Annotated in this window: 17 protein-coding genes; 9 read left to right on the forward strand and 8 right to left on the reverse strand. The window is 72.8% G+C overall.

What is annotated here, in order from left to right; genetic code table 11:
- Window positions 1–25 precede the first annotated feature (25 nt).
- Complete coding sequence (locus ACTWLT_RS16135) at window positions 26–868, reverse strand: ABC transporter ATP-binding protein (protein ID WP_252420333.1); 843 nt, start codon at window positions 866–868, stop codon at window positions 26–28.
- Window positions 869–998: 130 nt separating this feature from the next.
- On the opposite strand from ACTWLT_RS16135, the gene ACTWLT_RS16140 reads away from it, so the two are divergent.
- Entirely contained in the window at window positions 999–2,003 is a 1,005-nt protein-coding gene (locus tag ACTWLT_RS16140; RefSeq protein WP_445319080.1) for an ABC transporter ATP-binding protein, read from the forward strand.
- Window positions 2,000–3,019 carry an ABC transporter permease subunit gene (locus tag ACTWLT_RS16145; RefSeq protein ID WP_445319081.1) on the forward strand — a complete coding sequence of 340 codons (1,020 nt, stop codon included), beginning with the start codon at window positions 2,000–2,002 and terminating at the stop codon, window positions 3,017–3,019. Before ACTWLT_RS16140 ends, ACTWLT_RS16145 begins: the two co-directional genes overlap by 4 nt.
- Before the next feature lie 120 nt (window positions 3,020–3,139).
- Here the strand turns inward: ACTWLT_RS16145 and ACTWLT_RS16150 are convergent, their stop codons facing one another.
- Entirely contained in the window at window positions 3,140–4,315 is a 1,176-nt protein-coding gene (locus tag ACTWLT_RS16150; RefSeq protein WP_445319082.1) for an ROK family transcriptional regulator, read from the reverse strand.
- 169 nt (window positions 4,316–4,484) lie between these two features.
- On the opposite strand from ACTWLT_RS16150, the gene ACTWLT_RS16155 reads away from it, so the two are divergent.
- Window positions 4,485–5,939, forward strand: a complete 1,455-nt coding sequence (locus ACTWLT_RS16155; RefSeq protein WP_445319083.1) for a glycoside hydrolase family 3 N-terminal domain-containing protein — start codon at window positions 4,485–4,487, stop codon at window positions 5,937–5,939.
- 289 nt (window positions 5,940–6,228) lie between these two features.
- Here the strand turns inward: ACTWLT_RS16155 and ACTWLT_RS16160 are convergent, their stop codons facing one another.
- Window positions 6,229–6,891, reverse strand: a complete 663-nt coding sequence (locus ACTWLT_RS16160; protein WP_252420324.1) for a GNAT family N-acetyltransferase — start codon at window positions 6,889–6,891, stop codon at window positions 6,229–6,231.
- Between the two features lie 90 nt (window positions 6,892–6,981).
- Complete coding sequence (locus ACTWLT_RS16165) at window positions 6,982–7,461, reverse strand: DUF4396 domain-containing protein (protein WP_445319084.1); 480 nt, start codon at window positions 7,459–7,461, stop codon at window positions 6,982–6,984.
- 138 nt (window positions 7,462–7,599) lie between these two features.
- Here ACTWLT_RS16165 and ACTWLT_RS16170 point away from each other — a divergent pair, with 138 nt between their 5' ends.
- Window positions 7,600–7,788, forward strand: a complete 189-nt coding sequence (locus tag ACTWLT_RS16170) for a DNA repair protein (protein WP_252420322.1) — start codon at window positions 7,600–7,602, stop codon at window positions 7,786–7,788.
- 115 nt (window positions 7,789–7,903) lie between these two features.
- The gene (locus tag ACTWLT_RS16175) at window positions 7,904–8,419 is read left to right on the forward strand and encodes a hypothetical protein (RefSeq protein WP_445319085.1); all 516 of its coding nucleotides are present in this window, start codon (window positions 7,904–7,906) and stop codon (window positions 8,417–8,419) included.
- 10 nt (window positions 8,420–8,429) lie between these two features.
- Here the strand turns inward: ACTWLT_RS16175 and ACTWLT_RS16180 are convergent, their stop codons facing one another.
- Both ACTWLT_RS16180 and ACTWLT_RS16185 read right to left on the reverse strand, forming a co-directional pair.
- Entirely contained in the window at window positions 8,430–9,161 is a 732-nt protein-coding gene (locus tag ACTWLT_RS16180; RefSeq protein ID WP_445319086.1) for a Clp protease N-terminal domain-containing protein, read from the reverse strand.
- Between the two features lie 123 nt (window positions 9,162–9,284).
- Window positions 9,285–9,749, reverse strand: coding sequence for a carboxymuconolactone decarboxylase family protein (locus ACTWLT_RS16185; RefSeq protein ID WP_445319087.1), 465 nt, complete (start codon window positions 9,747–9,749; stop codon window positions 9,285–9,287).
- Between the two features lie 147 nt (window positions 9,750–9,896).
- Here ACTWLT_RS16185 and ACTWLT_RS16190 point away from each other — a divergent pair, with 147 nt between their 5' ends.
- The gene (locus ACTWLT_RS16190) at window positions 9,897–10,778 is read left to right on the forward strand and encodes a sigma-70 family RNA polymerase sigma factor (RefSeq protein WP_445319088.1); all 882 of its coding nucleotides are present in this window, start codon (window positions 9,897–9,899) and stop codon (window positions 10,776–10,778) included.
- A gap of 2 nt (window positions 10,779–10,780) precedes the next feature.
- Here the strand turns inward: ACTWLT_RS16190 and ACTWLT_RS16195 are convergent, their stop codons facing one another.
- Complete coding sequence (locus tag ACTWLT_RS16195) at window positions 10,781–11,797, reverse strand: glycosyltransferase (RefSeq protein ID WP_445319089.1); 1,017 nt, start codon at window positions 11,795–11,797, stop codon at window positions 10,781–10,783.
- 102 nt (window positions 11,798–11,899) lie between these two features.
- On the opposite strand from ACTWLT_RS16195, the gene ACTWLT_RS16200 reads away from it, so the two are divergent.
- A complete protein-coding gene (locus ACTWLT_RS16200; RefSeq protein WP_510182484.1) occupies window positions 11,900–12,751 on the forward strand; it encodes a DUF72 domain-containing protein in 852 nt (283 codons plus the stop codon).
- Between the two features lie 79 nt (window positions 12,752–12,830).
- Here the strand turns inward: ACTWLT_RS16200 and ACTWLT_RS16205 are convergent, their stop codons facing one another.
- Entirely contained in the window at window positions 12,831–13,157 is a 327-nt protein-coding gene (locus tag ACTWLT_RS16205) for a hypothetical protein (RefSeq protein ID WP_445319091.1), read from the reverse strand.
- A gap of 196 nt (window positions 13,158–13,353) precedes the next feature.
- On the opposite strand from ACTWLT_RS16205, the gene ACTWLT_RS16210 reads away from it, so the two are divergent.
- Together ACTWLT_RS16210 and ACTWLT_RS16215 are read left to right on the forward strand one after the other, a co-directional pair.
- Window positions 13,354–13,776 carry a VOC family protein gene (locus ACTWLT_RS16210; protein ID WP_445319092.1) on the forward strand — a complete coding sequence of 141 codons (423 nt, stop codon included), beginning with the start codon at window positions 13,354–13,356 and terminating at the stop codon, window positions 13,774–13,776.
- Window position 13,777: 1 nt separating this feature from the next.
- Window positions 13,778–14,329: a YdeI/OmpD-associated family protein gene (locus tag ACTWLT_RS16215; RefSeq protein ID WP_445319093.1), complete on the forward strand. Its 552-nt coding sequence runs from the start codon at window positions 13,778–13,780 to the stop codon at window positions 14,327–14,329.
- The last annotated feature ends 47 nt before the right edge of the window (window positions 14,330–14,376 follow it).

Below are 14,376 nucleotides of genomic sequence, written 5' to 3' on the forward strand. Positions count from 1 at the left end.
GGTCACCTTCCGCCCTGTCCGGCGATCAGGCGGCGCGGGCGGTGTAGCGGCCGCCCGAGCGCTCGACCACCAGCGGCAGGCCGAAGGTCTTGGAGAGGTTGTCGCCGGTCAGCGTCTCGGCGAGCAGTCCCTGCGCGACCACACCGCCCTCCCGCAGCAGCAGCGCGTGGGTGAACCCCGGCGGAATCTCCTCCACGTGGTGGGTGACCAGCACCAGGGCCGGGGCGTCCGGGTCGTACGCCAGCTCGGCCAGTCGGGCGACCAGGTCCTCACGGCCACCCAGGTCGAGCCCGGCGGCGGGTTCGTCGAGCAGCAGCAGCTCCGGGTCGGTCATCAGCGCACGGGCGATCTGCACCCGCTTGCGCTCTCCCTCGGAGAGGGTGCCGTAGCGGCGCTCGGCGAGACCGCCGATGCCGAGCTGGCTGAGCAGCGCCCGCGCCCGCGCCTCGTCGCCGCGCTCGTAGTTCTCCCGCCAGCGGCCGACCACCGACCAGGCGGCGGTCACCACCACGTCGCTGACCTGCTCGTCGGCGGGCAGCCGCTCGGCGAGCGCGGCGGTGGAGAGCCCGATGCGGGTACGCAGCTCGTTGACGTCGGTGCGGCCGATCCGCTCACCGAGCACGTGGGCGACACCGGTGGTGGGGTGCAGTCGGCCGGCGGCGAGATTGAGCAGGGTGGTCTTGCCGGCTCCGTTGGGGCCGAGCACCACCCAGCGCTCGTCCAGCTCGACCCGCCAGGTCAGGTCCTGCAGCAGGGCGGTGCCGGAGCGGCGTACGCCGACGCTGTCGAGGCTGACCACCAGATCCGGGTCCACGGGCGCGGCGGCGGATGCGGCGCCGGTGGCACCGGGGGTCAGGTCACCAGTCACCCGACCATCCAACCACGCAACGAGGGGTGCCCCCCACGGGCGGCCCCCCGGCCATAGGGTGAAGCGCCGTGTCGTTGATCACCACCTCCGGAGGACCCTCCATGCCCGGTCCAGGTACGGAGCCGCGCGGATGAGCGCGGTCATCGAGATCGAGGGTCTGCGCAAGACCTTCCACAGCCTGCGCAACGGTCGACGGGTCGCGGTCGACGGGTTCGACCTGCTGGTCGAGACAGGCCAGATCCATGGTTTCCTGGGCCCCAACGGTTCCGGTAAGACCACCACGCTGCGCGCCCTCCTGGGGCTGGTGCGGGCCGACAGCGGGCGGATGGCGGTGCTCGGCGAGCCGTCGCCGCAGTTGCTGCCCCGGGTGGCCGGCAGGGTCGGGGCCATCGTGGAGAGCCCGCAGTTCTTCGGCAACTTCACCGGGCACCGCACGCTGCGACTGTTGGCCCGGGCCGGTGGGGTGCCGACCTCACGGGTGGACGAGGTGCTGGAGCTGGTGGGCCTGCACGACCGGGGCGACGAACGGGTCAAGGGCTACTCGCTGGGCATGAAGCAGCGCCTCGCGGTGGCGTCCGCGCTGCTGAAGGATCCGCAGTTGCTCATCCTCGACGAGCCGGCGAACGGGTTGGACCCGGCCGGCATCCGGGAGATGCGGGACCTGATGCGGTCGCTGGCGGCGGCCGGGGTGACAGTGCTGGTGTCCAGTCACATCCTGGCCGAGATCCAGCTGATCTGCGACCACGTCACGATCATCTCGCGGGGTCGGCGCGTGGCGGCCGGCCGCGTGGACGAGGTGCTGGCCGGCCATGACCGGCACGAGTTCCTGGTGCGGGTTGCCGAGCCGGAGCGCGCCGCCGAGTTGCTGCGCGCCGCCGAGCTGACGGCGACCCTCGACGGCGGGACGCTGGTGGTGGGCGGGGCGACCGACGCGACGGTCATCAGCAAGCTGCTCGGCGAGCAGGGGCTGTGGGTGGGCGAGCTGACGCCGCTGCGACCCGACCTGGAGAGCGTCTTCCTCGAACTGACCGGCGCCGGGCAGCCGTGGGTGCCCCGGCAGGTGGACGACCCGGCGCTGCCACCCGGCGGCCAGGGCGACGCTGTGATCGATCTCGAACGGGGAGTGGACGCGTGAACCTGGTGCGTGCCGAGTTGGAGCGACTGTTCGCGCGTCGCTTCGTGCAGCTCATGGTCGTCCTGCTGGCGCTGGCGTTCGCGGTCACCGCGGCGACCACCCTGGCCGGCTCCCACAAGCCGAGCGCGGCCGAGCTCAGCTCGGCTCGGGCGCAGGCCACCGAGGCGCGGCAGAGCATGGAGACCCACTTCCAGCAGTGTCTGGCCCGACGGAACGGCAGCCTCCCGCCGAGCGACTCGGAGCTGTACTTCCCCACCGACTGCTCGGAGATCGACCCGATCCGGCAGGACCGGCTGCCGATCGCCGCCGACTTCCTGCCCGGGGTGTTCAGCTTCGCCCAGCAGGCCGAGCCACTGCTCTACTTCCTCATCGCGTTCCTGGTGCTGTTCGGGTTCCTGGTCGGTGCGTCCTACATCGGCGCGGACCTGAACTCCGGCGGTGTGGTGAACCTGCTGCTCTGGCGACCGCGCCGGATGACGGTGCTGGGTGCCAAGCTGGGCACCCTGCTGGGCACGGTGCTGGCGTTGGCGGTGGCGGCCTCCCTGGTCTACCTCGCCACGTTCTGGGTGATCGGGCAGACCGCCGGTCTGGCCGGCCGGCTGAGCGGGGACTTCTGGCGCTCGCTCGGGGCGGTGCACGGCCGTGGCCTGGTGCTGGTGCTGCTGGCCAGCGCGCTGGGTTTCGCCATCGCCACCCTGGGCCGACACACCTCGGCGGCGCTCGGCGCGGTCGCCGCGTACGCGGTGGTGTGGGAGCTGGGCGGCCGGCTGGTGCTGGAGATCGTCGATGCCCCGCGCCCGGACCAGCTGATGCTCTCCAGCTACATCGGGGCGTGGCTCACCGGTGAGGCGCGGTTCTACGACAGCCAGATCTGCAGGGGCGACACCGCGGGCGGCGGCTACTGCGAAGGCTTCTATTCGCTGACCTGGGCGCCGTCGCTGCTGGTGCTGCTCCTGCTCACCGGTGGGTTGACCGCGGCGGCGTTCGCCGTGTTCCGTCGGCGCGACCTGATCTGAGCCTCCGCCGGGCCGCCCGCCCTGCTCGGGGCGGCCCGGCGGACCGGAACGGAGGCGGCAAGAGCTTGCAGCGTGGCGGCCTGCGGTGAAATATTTCTTCACATGACCGCGCCAGCGGGCTCAGCCGACGGTGGAGCCGAACACCTCGTCGCGCACGGCGTCCAGGGCGGTGCGCAGCGCACCGCGCAGGATCGGCTCCTCGGTCAGCCCGGTGGGCACCACCCGTGGCCGGACCAGCGTGATCGCCGCCACCTCCTGCTGCACCCGGTCGGCGAGCGCCTCGCCACCGGCCTGACCGACCTCACCGGCGAGCACCACCAGCGGCGGGTCGAGCACCACGCACGTGCTGGCCACGCCGAGCGCGAGCCGGCGCGCCAACTCGTCGAGCATCGGGCCGCCACCGGCACCATCGGCGACGGCCGCGCGGACCGCGTCGGCGGCATCGGCGTCCGGGTAGCCGTGCTCGCGGGCGATCGCGCGCACCGAGTCCCCACCGACCAACTGCTGGAAGGCCGGCTTGGCGCGACGGGAGACGTCGCGCGGAATGGGCGCGCCGGGCACCGGCAGGTAGCCGATCTCACCGGCCGCGCCGCTGCTGCCGTGGTGCAGCCGCCCACCCAGCATGATCGCGAGCCCGACGCCGGCGCCCACCCAGACCAGCACGAAGTCGCCCAGCCCCTGCGCGGCGCCGGACTGCGCCTCGGCCACCGCGGCCAGGTTGACGTCGTTCTCGAAGACCACCGGCGTGTGCAGGTCGTCGCGCAGGGCGGCGAGCAGCCCGCTGTGCCAGCGCGGCAGGTTGAAGGCGAAGGTGATGTCACCCGTGCCGGGGTCGACCAGGCCCGGAGTGCCGAGCACGATCCGCCGTACGCTGCTCAGCTGCGCCTGGGCGCTGCTGGCGGCCTGGACGACGGCGTTGTGCACCACGCCCACCGGGTCGTCGGTGTCCCGGGTGGACTGCTCCACCCGCCCGATCACCGCGCCGGTGATGTCGGCGCACGCGGCGACCACCCGGTCCGGCCCGACGTCCACCCCGACCACGTGCGCGCTGCTCGGGCGTACGGCGTAGAGCTGGGCGTTCGGCCCCCGTCCGCCGGCCTGTTCGCCGACGCGGCTGACCAGGCCGCGCTCCTCCAGCCGCTCCACCAACTGGGAGGCGGTGACCTTGGACAGCCCGGTCAGCTCACCGAGCCGGGCCCGGGTCAGCGGGCCGCGTTCGAGGAGCAGTTCCAGCGCCGCGCGGTCGTTGAGCGCCCGCAACAGGCGGGGGGTACCGGGCAGCCGGGTCGCACTCATGCCACGTCCTCTAGTTTTAGTAAACTTTGCTAACTGTAAACCGACCTGCGAACGGGTAGCCGTAGCGTAACGGCCACCCGGAGGCGGAGCGCTCGGCCGACCCGGCAGGGCGACGACCACCGCCGGTACGACGTTCGTGCCCGCCAGGCACCCGAAGGGGGAAGATCACGTGGGGCTGGATCCAGGACTGCGCCGGCTCGCGCTGGGCACGTTGCTCGCCGCGTATTCGGGACCGGTCCCACCGGACTGGGCCGTCGACCTGGTGGCCGACGGGCTGGCCGGGCACACGCTCTTCGGCACCAACGTGCACGACCCGGCCCAGGTCGCGGCGAGCACCGCCGCCCTGCGCGTCGGCCGCGCGGACGTGCTGATCGCCATCGACGAGGAGGGCGGCGACGTGACCCGGCTGGCGCATGCCACCGGCAGCCCGTACCCCGGCAACGCCGCTCTCGGCGCGATCGGCGACGTGGCGCTCACCCGACGGGTCTACCAGGCGATCGGCGCCGAACTGGCCGCGCTGGGCATCACCGTCAACCTCGCCCCGACCGTGGACGTGAACACCGCCGACGACAACCCGGTGATCGGCACCCGGTCGTTCGGCGCGGACCCGGTGCGGGTGGCCGCCCACTCGGCCGCCGCCGTGACCGGCCTGCAGGCCGCCGGCGTGGCCGCCTGCGCCAAGCACTTCCCCGGCCACGGCGCCACCGTTACCGACTCCCACCACGAGCTGCCCACCGTGGACGTCCCGCTGAGCCTGCTGCGCCAGCGGGACCTGCCGCCGTTCGCCGCGGTCGTCGCCGCCGGGGCGCGCGCCGTGATGACCGCGCACATCCGGGTGCCCGAGCTGACCGGCACCGGGCCGGCCACCTTCAGCCGGGCCGTCCTGGTCGACCTGCTCCGCACCGAGTACGGCTTCACCGGCACCGTCATCACTGACGCGCTGGAGATGAAGGGCGCCGCCGTGGCCGCCGGCGGTGTCGGGCCGGCCGCGGTCCGGGCCCTGGCCGCCGGGGCCGACCTGCTCTGCATCGGCGCGAAGGTCGACGCCGAGCTGGTCGAGCGGGTCGCCGCCGAGATCGTCGACGCGCTCGGCGACGGCCGGTTGGCGACCTCCCGGGTCGAGGAGGCGGCCGGCCGCGCCGCCGCGCTCGCCGCCTGGACCCGGGCCGCCGCCGCAGCGGCCACCACACCCGACACCGACCTGGGGTACGCGGCGGCGCGCCGGGCCCTGCGGGTGGAGGGAGTACTCACCGGCCTCGGCCAGCCGCTGGTGGTGCAGCTGCACACCGAGTCCACGATGGCCGAGGGCCGGGTGCCGTGGGGCCTCGGGCCGCACCTGGACGGGGTGCAGGAGATCCGGGTGATCGCCGCCGAGACCGACCAGGCGACGCTGCGCGGGCTGGCCGGTGACCGGCCGATCGTGCTGGTCGGGCGGCACCTGCACCGGCTGCCCGGCGGCCCGGAGCTGATCGCCGAGCTGGCCGCGGAGCACCCGGTCACCGTCGTGGAGATGGGCTGGCCGGCCCAGTGGCGCCCCACCGGTGTACGCGCCTTCGTCACCACCTTCGGCGCGAGCCACGCCAACGGCCGGGCGGCCGCCGAGGCGCTCGGTCTGGCCAACTGACACCCGGGTCGCCAGGTTCAACCACACTCTGCGTCACCACGGCTCGCCGATCACTCGGCGGGTTCCGATCCAGGTCAAGTCCGCTATTCGACACTCCGAACCGACAGCTCACACCTTGCACCGAGCGTGTCCCATACGTAGCGTGATCGTCACGAACCGGCCTGCCCAGCGGGGCGGCCGGTCGCCGGTAACCGGGACCTGGGGGAAGGTTGCGGACCGTGGATCCGGCCCGGGATCCACGGTCCGCGCCCTGCGACGACCGCTGCGCGGGTTCCGCCTCGCCACCGGTTCAGAGCGGATAGACCCCGTACGCACGCCAGCCCCGGTCCGGGAATCCGGCCGCCTCCGCGACCCGGGCCGACGCGTGGTTGTCCCGCTCGTGCAGGTAGGTCGGCACCGCTCCCTCGTCGAGCGCCCGCCGGGCCGCCTGCGCCACCAGCCGGCGGGCGAGGCCGCGCCCCCGGGCGGCGGGCGCGGTGCCGACGGCCAGCTCCTGCCCGTACGCGTCGTGCCGTTTCAGTCCGGCCCCGGCCAGGTAGTTGCCGTCCGCGTCGCGGACCACCAGCACCGGCCGGTCGAACAGCCGCAGCCAGGGCGGCAGCCCGGGGGCCGTCGAGGCGGTCCACTCACCCACGTCGGGCAGGGGTGCCGGGGCCAGCGTCCACCGGAAGGGACCGTCGTGGACGCACCAGTCGGGCATCCCGACGGCCTCCGGCAGCGCCGGCAGCAGCCGGTCCGGTGAGCGCCGGGCCAGTGCGCGGATCGCCGCCACCCGGTCCGGTGGGACGGAGAGCACGGCGCTCTGCCCGGTGTCCACGGCGAGCGCCGGGCGCAGGCGGCCGTCCCAGGCGGGTTTGGCCCGGCGGTGCGAGGCGACAACGTGCAGGCCCGGCCGGGCCGGCCACTGCCCGAGCCAGGTGGCGAGATGCAGCTGGAGCCGCCGGTCGAGCATGTGCACCTCCCCGTCACCCGGCCCGTCGTGGATCACCGTACGCCGGGCGGCCCGACCGGGGAGAGGATCGGTCAGGCCGGGCCGGCCGGGCTAGGAACCTGTCGGAGCGGCGGGGTGGTGCCCCCCGTGGTGGTGCTGGTGCACGACCGCGTGCCCTCTCCCCCGGGCGATCAGGGCCCGGTTCACCGGCACGGTGACCACAAAGGCCACCGCCAACGCCCCGGCCAGGCTGCCCCAGAACAGTGGGTCGGCGAGGCCGGACCGCATGGCGCCGGGCACGGCGAGCATGACGCCGTTGTCCACCAGCTCCATCACCGCGATGCTGACCGTGTCGGCGACCAGGGCCACGCGGATCGCCTGGGCCAGCGGCAGGCCGGAGCGGAGGACCGGGCGGATCGTCAAGGCGTAGCCGAAGACGAACGCCAGCGCGACGGCGAGGGCGATGGTGGCGAGGTCGGACCAGCCGAGCGCCGTGCCGATGACCATGCCGAGCACTTCGCCGATGGCGCAGCCGGTCAGGCAGTGCAGGGTCGCGGCGATGGCCAGGCGGGTGTGGTTCGCGTTCTCCATGACCAGCAGCCTATACCCCTTAGGGGTATCGGGCACCAGGCGATCTGGATCACCTTCGTCGACCCCGGAACCACCAACACCGATCGACCGTCATATGTATTTCCATATATGGACACCTTTCTTTGGGACGGTATGGTCATGCCGATTCAGCCGAACGACCGCTACCAGCAGGACCCCGAGCGACTCTGGCGGTCAACGGAGCCCGCCGACCGTTTCCCGGCTCAACCGCGGTACCGCGGGACCCGTGCGACAGACGCCCTCTCCTGGGCGGAGCTGAACAAGCTGCCCGCCGGCAGCTCCGCCCGGCGCGGCCTCAACACCCGCTGACCCGGCCGGCACGGCCCCACGACACACCCGGGCCCTCCAACGCGGGCTTTCGCACACCTGTCGGGTAATTTCTTCTGGTCCGGAAACCCGGCCTACGACAGGAGTAGCTCCGCGCATGGGCAAGAAGACGATCCACGTCTCCGACTTCAGCGGCACGGTTCTGCAGACCGACGACGAGGTGGTCCGCATCGTCGTCCTGGAGCACCCAGACCTGATCGCCGGGCCCGTGCAACTGGACGCCACTCCCGTCGAGGTGGAGAACATCGACGACGCCGCGCTTGACGTGGCGGTTGTCGAGATCCACGACCGGCACGGCGGTGGCGAGCCCCGGCGGGTGGTGCTGACCGCCAGCGAGTTCGACGCGATGGCCACCGACGTACCGATGGCGCAGCTGTTGAAGACGGCCGAGCGGGTCCGCCCGCCCAAGGCCCGCAAGAGCGCCGAGAAGATCGACTACGGCACGCTGGAGCACGCCGGCCGGCCACACCGGGGACGGGTCACCGAGGAGGAGGCCCGACTGGTACGCGAGCAGCTCGACGACGTCAACAAGCGCCTCGCCGACGCGGGCGTGCGCCAGATCGACCCGACCGATCCGGAACACGCCCTGCGTTACGGCTTTCCGACGCCCTGACCCGGTCGGCTCACTTCTTCGCGACGGCCGCGGCGAGCGCGGTGAGCAGGTCGGCCTCGACGGCCGCCTTGTCGAGGCCGAGGTCGGTGAGCACGCCGGCGCCGTCCTCCTGCTCGAGCAGCGCGAGCAGGATGTGCTCCGTGCCGATGTAGTTGTGCCCGAGCCGCAGCGCCTCCCGGAAGGTCAGCTCCAGCGCCTTCTTGCCGCGCGCGTCGTACGGGATGAGGTCCGGGACCTGGTCGGCGGCCGGCGGCAGGACCGCGGCCACGGCCTCCCGCAGCGCCTCGGGCGACACGCCCCGACCGGCCATCACCCTGGCCGCCAACGCCTCCGGCTCGGCCAGCAGGCCCAGCACCAGGTGCTCGGAGCCGATCTCGGCGTTGCCGCTGGCGCGGGCCTCCTCCTGGGAGGCCATCACCACGTTGCGGGCGCGGGGCGTGAACCGGCCGAAGCCGGCGCTCGGGTCGAGCGCCGCGGCCTCGGTCGAGCCCTTCGCCACGAAGCGCTTCTGCGCGGCCTGCTTGCTGACCCCCATGCTGCGACCGATGTCGGTCCAGGAGGCGCCCGAGCGTCGGGCCTGGTCGACGAAGTGCCCGATGAGGTGGTCGGCGACCTCGCCCAGGTGGTCGGCGGCGATGACCGCGTCGGTGAGCTGGTCCAGCGCGTCGGTGTGCGCCTTCTTGATCGCCTGAATCAGGTCGTCGAGCTTGACCGTGTTGGACATCTGGATAGGTTCCGTCATGCGTCAACCATAGGTTGACGCACCTCCATCGTCAACCCAAAGTTGACGACCATGGGTTGCGTGCTTCCGGCCGCGTGGGCGACGGCACCCGCCGTCGCCCACGCCCGGTCCGTCAGCGCGCGGTCAGCCCCACGCCTGCGGGGCCGGCTGGCGGGTCGTGACGTTGAGCCGGTTGAAGAAGTTGCTGGTGGCCACCCAGAGCACGATCGCGCCGAGTTCCTTCTCGCCGAAGTGCCGCGCCGCCTCCTCCCAGATGTCGTCGGGCACGGCGTCGGCCCGGTCGGCGAGCCGGGTGGCGGCCTCCGCGAGCGCGAGCGCCGCCCGCTCCGCCTCGGTGAAGTACGGGGTCTCCCGCCAGGCGGCCACCGCGAACAGCCGCTCCTCGGTTTCGCCGGCCTTCCGGGCACCCCGGGCACCCGAGTCGACGCAGGCGCCGCACCCGTTGATCTGGCTGACGCGCAGGTGCACCAGCTCCAGCGTGCTGCCCGGCACGCCGGCCGAGTGCGCCGCCTTGTAGAGCAGGTTGATCGCCTTCACGGTGTCCGGCAGCAGGTTGGCGGGGTTCTGGATGCGGGGTTCGATGATCATGTCCGTCGTTCCGTCCTGTTAGGCTGCCCGGCGTTGTCGCGGTGCGACGTCCCGGTTCACTGGGTTGTCGTGCCGCGGGCCGACGGCGTGACAGATGTGACGGCGGTCACGGGGGATCGCCCAGGTATGCGCGGGGGTGCACCGGTCATGAGCGACGCCGACCTGCTGGCCCGACGCTTCGAGGAGAACCGGCCACGCCTGCGTGCGGTGGCCCAGCGGATGCTGGGCTCCGGCGCCGAGGCCGAGGACGCCGTCCAGGACACCTGGTTGCGGCTGAGCCGGGCCGACGTCACGGGCATCGACAACCTGGCCGGGTGGCTGACGACCGCCGTCGGCCGGGTCTGCCTGGACCGGCTGCGCACCCGGACGACCCGTCCCGAGCAGCCATGGGACACCGCCGGACCGGAGCCCGAGTCGACCGAGGGCGGCCCGGTCGACCCGGAGCGAGAGGCCATGCTGACCGAATCGGTCGGCCGGGCGCTCCTGGTCGTCCTGGACACCCTCGCACCGACCGAGCGGTTCGTGTTCGTGCTGCACGACATGTTCGCGGTCTCGTTCGAGGAGATCGCCGCCGTGGTCGATCGCACCCCGGCCGCCGTTCGCCAGATCGCCAGCCGGGCCCGCCGGCGGGTGCACCAGGACGGGACAGTCCGGGAGACCGACCCGGCCCGTCAGCGGCGGGTGGTCGAGGCGTTCCTCGCCGCCTCCCGGGAGGGTCGGTTCGACGACCTGGTCAGCCTGCTCGACCCGCACGTCGTCATGCGCGCCGATCCGGTGGCCGTGGGCCTCGGGTCGGCCGCCGAGACGCGCGGCTCCGCCGCCATCGCCGGGTTCTTCAACGGCCGCGCCCAGGGGGCGGTGCCGGCGTACGTCGACGGGTTGCCGGGCGCGGTCGTGCAGATCGGCCGGGAGGCCCGCCTCACACTCAGCTTCATCGTCACCGACCGGATCATCGGCATCGAGGTGGTGGCCGACCCGGCACAGCTCGCCACGCTCGACGTGACCGGCGCAGAGGCGCAGCGGCGGTAGGTCTAGCCCGCCCGGGCGTACTCGGGTAGGCGGCGGGCGACGTCGGCCGGGGAGGGCATCCGGGCGATCTCCTCGGCGATCGCCCGCGCCGCCTCGCGATGCGCGGTGCTCCCGTGGCGCGGCAACAGCATCCGGGTCTGTTCGGCGACCGCGTCCGCGGTGACCTCATGAGGGAGCAGGCGCAGGGCGGCACCGGCGGCACCGACCGCGTCGGCGTTGGCGAACTGGTCGGCGCCCTGCGGCAGGATCAGTTGCGGGACGCCGACGGCGAGCGCCCCGAGGGTCGTGCCGCTGCCACCGTGGTGCACCACCACGTCGACGTGCGGCAGCAGCTCCGCCTGCGACACCCAGGGGTGCACGGTCACCCGGTCGGGCAGCTCGCCGAGCCGCTCCGGTGGCACCCGACCGACGGCCACCACCAGGTCCACGTCCAACCTCGCGAGGCCCGCGATGGCGGTGGCCAGCAGCTCCGACGTGCCGAACGCGGTGCCGAGCGTCAGATAGACCAGGGGCCGGGACGTACGGCGGCCCGTCCCCGTGGACGGCTCGGCCGGTGTCGAGAACGGGACCGGTCGCAGCTCGATCCGCCGCTCGGTGGCGAGGAAGTCCCTGTCCTGCAACGACGGCGGGCAGATGTCGAGGTGCGGGCGGCCGGCGACCTCGGGGTTCCTCGTGGGCAGTTCGAGACCGATGCCGTCGGGAAACATCCGGCCGAACCCGTGCCACACGCCGGGAACACCGGCCCGCTGGGCGGCGATGGCCGCACCCGGTAGTCCCCATTCGTGCACCACCAGGTCGGGGCGCAACCGGGCCAGCTCCGGTTCGAGGTCCTCGGCGTACACCTCGTAGAACGCGTCGCCGGGGCGGAACGGCCGCAGCCCGTTCGCAGCCAGCGGCGGGTGCACCTCCGCACCCGCGGCGAAGTGCACCTCGTGACCAGCCTCCCTGGCGGCGACCGCCAGCGGGATCAGCGGGTAGGTGTGGCCGACGGAGGCAAGGCTGGCGAACAGCACACGCATGGCGTCGGACCCTACACTCCACGCCGCCGCGTCCCGGGCCGGTCGGCGTCGCGTATACGGTGGGCTCCGGTCAGGCCGGTTCACCTGGGGAGGAGCGGGACTGTGCGGCTGCACGTGGGGTGTGCGATGTGGACCCACAGGTCGTGGCAGGGACGCCTGCTGGCGCATCCTCTCGCTCCCCAGGAACGCCTACGGCACTACGCCCGCTGGTGCGACGCCGTCGAGGGCAACACGACGTTCTACGCGACGCCGACCAGGGAGACGGTCAAGTCATGGGCCCGGCAGACCGATCCCGCGTTCCGGTTCGTCCTCAAACTCCCCAAGGTCATCACGCACGACCGTCGACTCACCGACGTCGACGAGCCGCTGCGCGCCTTCCTGGACGCGATCGAGCCGCTCGGCCCGCGCGCCCACGCCCTCTGGATCCAACTGCCCGGGTCGTTCTCCCCCGCCGACGTCCCCACACTGGGCCGCTTCCTGGGCCGGCTCCCCCGGGCACACCGGTACGCCGTGGAGGTGCGCCATCCCGCGTTCTTCGACGACCCCCGCGCGGCCCGGCACCTCACGGACGCACTCGGCGCGGCGGCCGCCGAGTGGATTCCCTTCGACACCACCGCGTTCTTCGCCAGCCCGCCGACCAGCGACGCGGAACGGGACGCCTGGACGAAAAAGCCGCGCGTGCCGCTCCGGTCACTCGCGCTGACCGACCGGCCGATCGTGCGCTACCTCGGTCGCGACGACACCGCGCGGACGGTCGAGGGGTGGCAACGGTGGGTCGACATCACCGCCGACTGGCTGCGCGAGGGGCGCTCGCCGACCATGTTCGTCCACACCCCGGACAACGCCGACGCGCCCGTGCTCGCCCGCCGCTTCCACGACGAGGTACGGGCACGCGTACCCCAGCTCGAACCACTGCCGGAGCCGATCCCGGTCGAGCCTCTCACCCTTTTCTGAAAGGCCGCCGGGCGATCAGCGCCGGCCGCCGACAGGCCAACGGGACGGGAGCTTGCCCCCGCCCCGAGGCCCTGCGCGATCAGGAAGCTCGGAAACTTGTGTAGCGCCCGGCCTCGTAGGTGCGGAGCGTGCCCACACCCGTGGCCTGCCCGGAGCAGTCCGAGGTCCGATAGAAGGTGACGTCGGAGACGCCGCTCCACCCGACGTGACTGTCCGCCGTCGGGGGCAGCGCCGTGCAGGCGCCGGTCGGGACGGGGAAGTTCGCCACCTCCGTGGCAAACGATCCGCTGTAGAAGGTCAGCCCGGATGCCTGTGCCGAGGCGGGCGAGGCCAGGACCCCGAGCCCTGCGGTCATGATCGCGGAGATGGTCAGAACGGCGCCGGTCCTGGCTGCTCTTGCTCGCATGCGCAACTCCAATGCATCGACAGCTGTTGAGATCATCGTCGCCGCACTTTGTTGCCATCGCAAGCATTTCTCAGCGGCGCACCCCGCTGTGGGCCGGTCGCCCGAGATTTTCCGCCGGCGGCCGCTCATTGCGGAAGCTCCCCTTCCGCAATCGTCGATAGCGTGACCCGCGAAGACATCGACGAGAGGACACGCGATGAGCCTGCGAGGCTTCGCCACACTGAACATCTGGGCCGACGACGTCGCCGCGGCCACCGCCTGGTACGCGGAGTTCCTGGGCAAGGACGCCTACTTCCTGCGGGCAGGGCCCGACGGACGCCCCGCGTACACCGAGTTCCGTGTCGGCGACTACCAGGCCGAGCTGGGCATCATCGACCGCAGGTACGCGCCGCCCGGCGCGGCCGGGCCCGGTGGCGCCGTCATGCACTGGCACGTCGACGACCTCGACGCCACCGTGCAGCGCCTGCTGGCGATGGGCGCCACGGAGTACCAACCGATCACCCCGCACGGCGACGAGGGGTTCGTCACGGCGGCGGTGGTCGACCCGTTCGGCAACGTGCTCGGCGTCATGAACAACCCGCACTACCTCGACGTCCTCTCGTCCATGAAGCCGGCGTGACGTGGACGTGCTCGACTTTCCCGATGCGGCGGCATGGGACTCCTGGCTCGCCGCGCAACACGAGGTGCGGGGCGATGCCTGGCTGCGGATCGCCAAACGACACTCCGGGCTCGCCTCGATCACGATCTCGGACGCCCTCGACGTGGCCCTCTGCTACGGCTGGATCGACGGTCACCGCAAGGGCCTCGACGACCAGTCGTTCCTCCAGCGGTACTCGCGCCGTCGCCCCCGAAGCTCGTGGTCGCAGGTCAACGTGGCGAAGGTCGAGGCACTGACGGCGGCCGGGCGGATGCGGCCGGCGGGGCTCGCGGAGGTCGCGGCCGCCAAGGCCGACGGGCGGTGGGAGGCGGCGTACGAGGCGCAGCGCACCGCCACCGTCCCACCCGATCTCAGCGCCGCGCTCGCCCGCGACCCCCGCGCGACCGCCGCCTTCGAGCGGCTCGGCCGCACCGCCCGGTACGCCGTGATCCTGCCGCTGCTCAAGGCCCGCACCCCGCAGTCGCGGGCGAAGATCCTGGCGCAGGCGGTCGCGCGGCCGGCGGCTGCCTGTTGATGGCGCCGGCCTGTCAGGGGTCCCTGTTGACGATCTCTCCGCCCTAA

The sequence above is a fragment of the Micromonospora yongxingensis genome (assembly GCF_052601155.1).